6 protein-coding genes and 1 pseudogene are annotated in these 7,957 nt (G+C 44.3%); 5 read left to right on the forward strand and 2 right to left on the reverse strand.

Annotation, left to right across the window (positions count from 1 at the left end; all coding sequences use genetic code 11):
• Both BACCELL_RS20490 and BACCELL_RS20495 read left to right on the forward strand, forming a co-directional pair.
• Nucleotides 1-953: pseudogene (locus BACCELL_RS20490) on the forward strand (ABC transporter permease); the annotation flags it as partial.
• Nucleotides 954-965: 12 nt separating this feature from the next.
• Nucleotides 966-3,293: an ABC transporter permease gene (locus BACCELL_RS20495; protein ID WP_007213962.1), complete on the forward strand. Its 2,328-nt coding sequence runs from the start codon at nt 966-968 to the stop codon at nt 3,291-3,293.
• Between the two features lie 176 nt (nt 3,294-3,469).
• Here the strand turns inward: BACCELL_RS20495 and BACCELL_RS20500 are convergent, their stop codons facing one another.
• Entirely contained in the window at nt 3,470-4,819 is a 1,350-nt protein-coding gene (locus tag BACCELL_RS20500) for an MATE family efflux transporter (RefSeq protein ID WP_022209294.1), read from the reverse strand.
• A gap of 173 nt (nt 4,820-4,992) precedes the next feature.
• Here BACCELL_RS20500 and BACCELL_RS20505 point away from each other — a divergent pair, with 173 nt between their 5' ends.
• The 3 genes from BACCELL_RS20505 (at nt 4,993) to BACCELL_RS20515 (ending at nt 7,627) form a co-directional block, all read left to right on the forward strand.
• Nucleotides 4,993-5,640: an HAD family hydrolase gene (locus tag BACCELL_RS20505; RefSeq protein ID WP_007213964.1), complete on the forward strand. Its 648-nt coding sequence runs from the start codon at nt 4,993-4,995 to the stop codon at nt 5,638-5,640.
• Between the two features lie 141 nt (nt 5,641-5,781).
• A complete protein-coding gene (gene panB, locus BACCELL_RS20510; protein ID WP_007213965.1) occupies nt 5,782-6,603 on the forward strand; it encodes a 3-methyl-2-oxobutanoate hydroxymethyltransferase in 822 nt (273 codons plus the stop codon).
• Nucleotides 6,584-7,627, forward strand: coding sequence for an MFS transporter (locus tag BACCELL_RS20515; RefSeq protein WP_007213966.1), 1,044 nt, complete (start codon nt 6,584-6,586; stop codon nt 7,625-7,627). Before panB ends, BACCELL_RS20515 begins: the two co-directional genes overlap by 20 nt.
• A 54-nt stretch (nt 7,628-7,681) precedes the next feature.
• Here BACCELL_RS20515 and BACCELL_RS26990 read toward each other — a convergent pair.
• Nucleotides 7,682-7,957: diacylglycerol kinase family protein (locus BACCELL_RS26990; protein ID WP_007213967.1), on the reverse strand; the 276-nt coding region annotated here is incomplete at its 5' end.

Consider the following 7,957-nt stretch of genomic DNA (forward strand, 5'->3'; position numbering starts at 1 on the left):
AAATGTTTATTTCGGTGGTGAAGAAGCGAGTGGTCCTGCCTTGCAATTCTTCCGCGGACTGCCTTATGTGGAGGAGGTATCTTCTGCTGTCAGTACCCCAGTATGGAGCTATAGCGGTTCAATGATTGAAGGTGAGGGTGGACAATCGCTCTTCTCGACCCGATTCAGTTATGCACTTGAAGACTACTTTAAGATGATGGGGATGACGATGAAGGAAGGGCGTCCGGCGCGTGCATCGGACGAAATAGTCGTGAATGAGGCTTTTGCGGAACGGATGCGTTGGGGAGACAAAGCGCTGAATCATCCGTTGCGTGCCGAAGGTCGAAATTTGAAAGTAGTAGGTGTGCTGAAGAATTTCCATATAGGCTCTTTCTATCAGCCACAGGATGTCATTATGTTTGGCTATACCCGTACCTTTGGTAATACTGTTCATGTACGTCTCAAAGAACCCTTTGCCGAGAATTTACGTCGTCTGAACAAGGACGTCTCTGAGGCTTATCCTGACAAGACGGTTGACTTCTATAGTATGGAAGATCAGATTTTGAACAAGTATAATCCGGTTCGTGTCTTCAGTAACGCCACGATATTGGCGGCATTGACTATGTTCTTTGTCATGCTGATGGGCCTGATTGGTTATACTACAGACGAAGTGCGTCGTCGTTCCAAGGAAATCGCTATTCGTAAGGTGAATGGGGCGGGAATCTTTGGGAATATTGGAGTTGCTTTCGATAGATGTCCTTTATGTAGCGGCTCCGGCTGTTATTATCGGCATTATATCTGCAGCATATATCAATGGAATGTGGATGGATCAGTTTGCCGAACAAGTGCCGCTTTCCTGGCCGGTATATATATTGATAGCATTAGTTATCCTGTTACTTATCCTCGCTTGCGTCATCTGGAAGTCATGGCGGATAGCGAACGAAAATCCGGTAAACAGTATTAAAAGCGAGTAAAAAAAGAAAGATATGAGACAACTTTATTATACGGTTCAGATTTTGCTTCGTGGGCGGGGCAGTAATTTCATTAAACTGGTGTCCCTGACACTAGGGCTGCTGATAGGCATCTTGCTTTTCTCGCAAATAGCTTATGAATTGAGTTATGAGAATTTTTATAAAGATCCGGAAAATGTAGCTTTAATGCGTTGCCGTAGGGTGAAGGAGGGAATTCCTGATAAAGACTATGACGACAGCACTTTTCGCCCTGCCGCCGCTGATCTTTGGGAGGCATTGCCGGATTTGATAGAATCTGCCAGTCTTTCCGTTAATTTCTATCAGCCCGACTGCTATATTGACGATAAGAAACTGGAAGATATGCAGGTCATGTTTGCAGATACGCTTTTTTTCCAGACCATCGGCTTGGAAATATTACGTGGCGACCCACACGAATTGGCTACACCTTTGTCTGTCTTTCTCTCACAGAGTAAAGCACGCGAACTTTTTGGTGACGAGGAGCCGGTTGGAAAGACTTTCTCCATGAGTAAAATGCTGGATGTCACTGTACGTGGTATTTATCAGGATGTTCCCGGCAATACGGTATATCCGCATAACACAGTCATTTCACTGCCTACTCTTGAAGAATATATTTATGGACGTGGCACATGGAAGTCGAATGATATTTATAACGTTCTTTTCCGCCTGAAAAGTCCTGAAAGCGTAGAGGCGATGAATAATCGCATACAGAAAGCCGTAGAGCGTTATACCGAGACTAAAGAAGGAACGGATGTAATGGAATTCAGCATCTTGCCATTGTCGGATATCTATCTCAGTTCTTCTGACAATGTACGACGTCTGGTAATACTGGGTGTACTGGGCTTTTCTATCTTCTTTGTTTCTATCATGAATTATGTGCTGGCTGCAGTGGCTTCGTTCAGCCGTCGTGCCAAAGCAGTGGGAGTACATAAGTGTTGTGGTGCTGACGGAACGCATGTGTTGGGTATGTTCATGTGGGAAACAGGAATACTAGTTGCTACTTCTATTATAGCCTGTTTGGTGTTGATGTATATTTTCCGTGAAGGGATAGAGGATATGTTGCATGTCCGCCTTGCGGAACTCTTTACCTGGCAAAATCTGTGGGTTCCCGGTCTGACTGTACTTCTGTTATTCTTAGTCGCAGGTGTTTTACCGGGTAGAATGTTTGCTAATATTCCTGTAACACAGATTTTCCGTAGATATACTGACAGTAAGCGTTCATGGAAACGGGGGTTGTTGTTCGTACAGTTTATTGGCGTATCTTTTATCCTGGGAGTGTTGGTTACTACAATTTGGCAGTATCATGATTTGATGACACGAAGTGTTGGTTTTCGTACAGAGCGATTAGCGGTGGGGCAGTTGCGCACCACGGAAAATCTGAGCGGACAAGGAGTGGAAGATGACATTCGCAGGCAACCTTATGTGGAGTCTGTAGCACGTAATAGTAATTCGCTGCTTTCACATTACAGCACTACAGGGCTGACAGATATTCAAGGTAATTTCCTTTGTCCGCTACACTTCCAGAACGTTGCGAAAGACTTTCCGCAAACAGTAGGTATGCAGTTGGTGGAAGGTGTCTGGCCTGAACATATCGGTGAAGCATTAATAGGTCGTAAAGTGGTGGAAACGATGAAGTGGGGAGATAAAGCCTTGGGACAACGCTTACCAGTCAATGCACAATGGGTGGGTCTTGATAGCCAACCTACGGTGGTGGGTATCGTAGAAGATGTGCGTAATATGGGCTTTTTTATGGAACAGACTTGTACGGCTTTCATCCTTTCGGATAAACGTAACGGTTCTTACAACGTCCGCTTAAAAGAACCTGTAGATGAAAATCTTGCGCGACTGAATGAGTTTGTCAAAGAAGCATATCCGAAAGCTGCATTGGAGTTTATAACCTATATGGATATCCAACGGGAAAATTACAGCAATGTGTATCGTTTCCGTAATACTGTATGGATCACTTCTCTTTGCATTTTCTTTATTGTACTCATGGGACTTATTGGCTATGTGAACGATGAGACTCAACGTCGTTCCAAAGAAATTGCAATTCGTAAGGTGAATGGTGCCGAAGCTCCTTCTATTCTTAGCTTACTGGCAATGGACATACTAAAAGTGGCTATTGGTGCGGTGATCCTCGGCACCGGCTTTGCCTGGTATGTTTCCGGTGTCTGGCTGGAACAGTTTGCCGATAGTACACTGCCTTCACCGGTGTGGTTTGTTCTGCTGGCAGTGGGCTTATTGGTGCTTATTGTACTTCTGGTGATTCTTAAAGCCTGGCGCATTGCCAATGAAAATCCAGTACAGAGCATCAAGAGCGAATAGAGGTAATTTAATGCTTTAACCTTGCCTACAGTTATCTATAAAGCAGAATAAAAAGGGTGTAGCCTTTCAGGTCGGATGGCTACACCTTTTGATAAGGATGGTGTAGCCCTTTGGTGCTTAGGGCTACACCCTTTTTTGTTGAAGGTTATACCTCCTGTTTGAGTGGTACAAATTACTTACGCGATACTCTCTTTGTTTTTCTTTCGGATATACGTCCATAACACTACAAGTGCCGTTAGGAAAGCGAAAAAGTCAGCCACTGGCATACTGGTCCAGATACCATCCAATCCTATAAAGCGGGGGAAGAAGATCAGACCGGGAAGTAAATATAAGAGTTGCCGGGTAAGTGAAAGGAAAATACTGATTTTAGCCTTTCCGATACTTTGGAAGAAGTTACCGATAACAATCTGTGCACCCACCAACGGGAACATCAGCACACAAATGCGAACACCGCGTGAAGCAATGTCAATCAGTTCCTGATCGTTTGTGAAGATAGCGGACACTGCATGCGGGAAAAGCTCGCAAATGAGGAAACCACTGCTCGTGATGCACACACCGGTCAGGATACTCAGTTTCAAGGTTTGCTTCACACGGTCATGCTTCTGTGCCCCGAAATTATATCCCACAATAGGTTGCATACCCATGGTTAATCCTAATACAATCATTATATAGAGAGTGAGCAGGCGATTGATGATGCCGTAAGCTCCGATGGCCATATCACCTCCGTGGCGTTGCAGAGAGTTGTTGATGATAATCACAATGACGCAGGCGCACACATTCATCAAGAAAGGCGACATTCCGATCGAAAAAATACTGCTGATGATGCGCTTCTTTAGTTTCCAGAAGTCCGGACGGAAGCGCACAAAGCTGTCTTTATCAAGGAAATGTTTCACTACCCACACCATACCGATAAACTGCGAAATAACGGTTGCCGTGGCAGCTCCACGAATACCCCAGTCAAAATGGAAGATAAAGATAGGAGCAAGGATGATGTTACAAACCACGGTTACCATGGAAGTCAACATTGCCTTTTTAGGATATCCCGTGGCACGCATGATATTGTTCAGTCCGATCATCGTGTAAGTAATAGGTGTTCCTGCAAGAATAATTTGCATGAAATCCCGGGCATAGGGCAGTGTATCCTGGCTGGCACCGAAGAACCTTAATATTTCATCCAGAAACAAAAAGGCGAGTCCGCCGAAAACAACAGCATTGATCAGACAAAACATCAGCGTATTTCCCAATACCTCGGTAGCTCCATCCAAATCTTTCTGCCCCAAACGGATGGATGAGATTGTAGATCCACCTGCCGACACCAATGTACAGAATGCTACCACAAGATTCATCAGCGGAAAAGTAATGGCCAATCCGGCAATACCCATTGCACCCACACCGTGACCGATGAAAATGCTGTCGATGATGTTGTACAGTGAAGTAATCGTCATACCGATGATGGCGGGTATAGAATATTGTAGCAGCAGTTTACCTATACGTTCGGTACCTAATATGTGAGGGTTATTATCCATAACTATTAATCTAAAGAAAGTAATGAATCCGCGTTCGTCCGCTCTGGTCCGTGCCGTCCGCGTATCTGTATTTGCAGCAAAGTTACTCATTTATTTGCTCTGTTCAAGGATTATTCAGACCTTTGTATCGTAATTGATAAGGTATTAACATTATAAGGTAAAAGGAAGTTTATATGACTGAAACAAAAAACATCGCCGTTCTTTTCGACTTCGACGGTGTCGTTGTCGACACAGAGACGCAGTATAGCATCTTCTGGCACAAAATGGGAGTAGATTACTTGGGTATGGAAGACCTTGAAAGCCGCGTAAAGGGACAAACTTTGGTGTATATCTATAACACCTTCTTTCCCGGTATGATTAAAGAACAGGAAGAAATTACCGCCGGCCTCGACCGCTTTGAGCAGGAAATGACATTCGAATTTATTCCCGGTGTAGAATCTTTTATTGCCGATCTCCGTCGCAATGGTGTAAAGATGGCTGTGGTCACCAGTTCCAATGATAAAAAGATGGAAGCTGTATATCGTGCCAAACCCGAAATCAAAACTATGTTCGACCGTATTCTTACGGCTGAAATGTTCACAGCTTCCAAACCTGCACCGGATTGCTTCTTGCTTGGCATGAAAGTATTTGGCACCACACCGGAAACAACTTACGTTTTCGAAGACTCTTTCAACGGACTGAAAGCGGGTATGGCTTCCGGAGCTACAGTAATAGGTTTGGCCACTACCAATTCACGCGAAGAAATAGTTCCGTTGTGTCATTATGTTTTAGATGATTTCCAAGGGTTCACTTACGATAAATTAACAGAATTGCATAAGTAAAGGGAAAAAGCATTACCTTTGCGGCGATTTCACCACAGATTACACTGATTTACACAGATAATATGCTGAGGATGATATTGCTCTGTGCCAATCTGTGTAATCTGTGGTGAAAAAGCAATCAATAACTAAATAATTAAAATTATGGCTGGTTATATTTCAGATGACACTCGAAAAGTGACTACTCATCGCCTTGTAGAGATGAAGCAGAGAGGCGAAAAGATATCTATGTTGACGTCTTATGACTATACTATGGCACAGATTGTAGACGGTGCAGGCATGGATGTAATCCTGGTAGGCGATTCTGCCAGTAATGTGATGGCAGGTAATGTGACTACGCTTCCGATTACCCTCGACCAGATGATATATCATGCAAAATCCGTAGTTCGTGGTGTGAAACGTGCTATGGTGGTAGTAGATATGCCTTTTGGATCTTACCAAGGTAATGAGATGGAAGGTCTTGCTTCGGCTATCCGTATTATGAAAGAGAGTCATGCAGACGCTCTGAAACTGGAGGGTGGTGAAGAAATTATAGGTACGGTGAAACGTATCCTCAGTGCCGGTATTCCTATTATGGGACATCTCGGACTGATGCCGCAATCTATCAATAAATACGGTACTTATACGGTTCGTGCGAAAGATGATACGGAAGCTGAAAAACTGATCAGTGACGCTCACATGCTGGAAGAAGCCGGTTGTTTTGCTATCGTACTGGAGAAAATCCCTGCCGCTTTAGCCGAACGTGTGGCAAGTGAACTGACCATTCCTATTATCGGTATCGGTGCCGGTGGTGGAGTAGATGGCCAGGTGTTGGTGATTCAGGATATGCTGGGAATGAACAATGGTTTCCGTCCTCGTTTCCTGCGTCGTTATGCCGATCTGCATACTGTGATGACTGATGCTATCAGCCGTTATGTATCTGATGTCAAGAACTTAGATTTCCCGAATGAGAAAGAGCAATACTGATAATCTTTGGTCACTGGGCTTTATGAGGATATGCTTTGCCAATTTCCTGCTTTTTGCATCCATCTACATGCTTTTCCCGGTGCTTCCCTCGGTGATGATGTCCCGATTGGGCATTTCCACAGGGCAGGCTGGCAGCATGTTTCTGGTATTTGCAGCGGCGATGTTCCTGGTGGGGCCGTTCCATGCATATCTGGGAGATGAGTATAAGCGGAAACGTGTACTTGTCTATTCCATATTTGTGATTTTGGGAACGACTTTAGGCTATATCTTTGTCGATACTTTTCCGAGGTTGCTGATGCTTGCTGCTGTGCAGGGTGGAGCATTCGGATTGGCTGCGACGGCAGGCATTACGGTGGCCATCGATATCACTACTGCTTCGCGCCGTAGTGCCGGAAATCTGGGCTTTGCACTGGCAGCCCGCTTGGGTATGCTGGTAGGAGTGGCAGCGGGAATATGGATGTTCCAGCTCAAAGGTTTCAGTATGACGGCATATTTTTCTATATTATGCAGTATATTCAGTATTCTATTTGCATTGCGGGTATATGTAGCTTTCCGTGCACCGATAGGAGTGGGGCATTGCAATCTTGACCGTTTTTTGTTGTTGCGGGGTTGGCTTCCCGCCCTCAATTTGGTACTGATTGCTTTTATTCCCGGGATTGCATTATTGTTAATCAAACAAGGGGATTATGCTGCACTGTTTTTTCTCGTTGTTCTGGTAGTGCTTACGATACCTTTTACGAAGATATTTGTTAAGCTCTCGCAACATTGTCAACGGGGAACAGCGAATACAACTTGCCATTTGGCCATGGAAACCGGTATTCTGATTGGTCTTGCAGTTTGTTGTTTTCTATCGGATCATGGAGAAATGTATTCTGAATTTGCAGATGGGACCGGTATTGCAGATGTTTATCTATATACTGATTTTCAGTTGATTTATAAGGTAATCGGTATTGGAATTCTGGTAGCTTTGGCTTTTTTCTTTTTGCTGACGTATCCTTATTATAAGAGGAAAAAAGTAAGATGAAATTTGTAAATCCGCCAATCTATCGGATTCATCCTAACTCCTTTCCCCTCCCTCTTAACTTAAATACGGGAGAAAAATAATAATCCCGATAATTGCCGCCGCAACAGCGCACACCAGCACTGCTCCGGCGGCAATGTCTTTTACCTGCCCTGCAATGGGGTGACGCTCGGGAGAAACCAGATCCACCAATTTCTCAATGGCTGTATTAAACAATTCTGCGGCTATTACCACGCCAATACATAAGATAATGACTATCCATTCCGTACGTGTTATGCCAAAGAAAAAACCGGCAGCTATCACCACTGCTGTAGTAATGAGATGAAAACTTAA

Source organism: Bacteroides cellulosilyticus DSM 14838, assembly GCF_000158035.1.
In the GTDB taxonomy this organism is placed as follows: domain Bacteria; phylum Bacteroidota; class Bacteroidia; order Bacteroidales; family Bacteroidaceae; genus Bacteroides; species Bacteroides cellulosilyticus.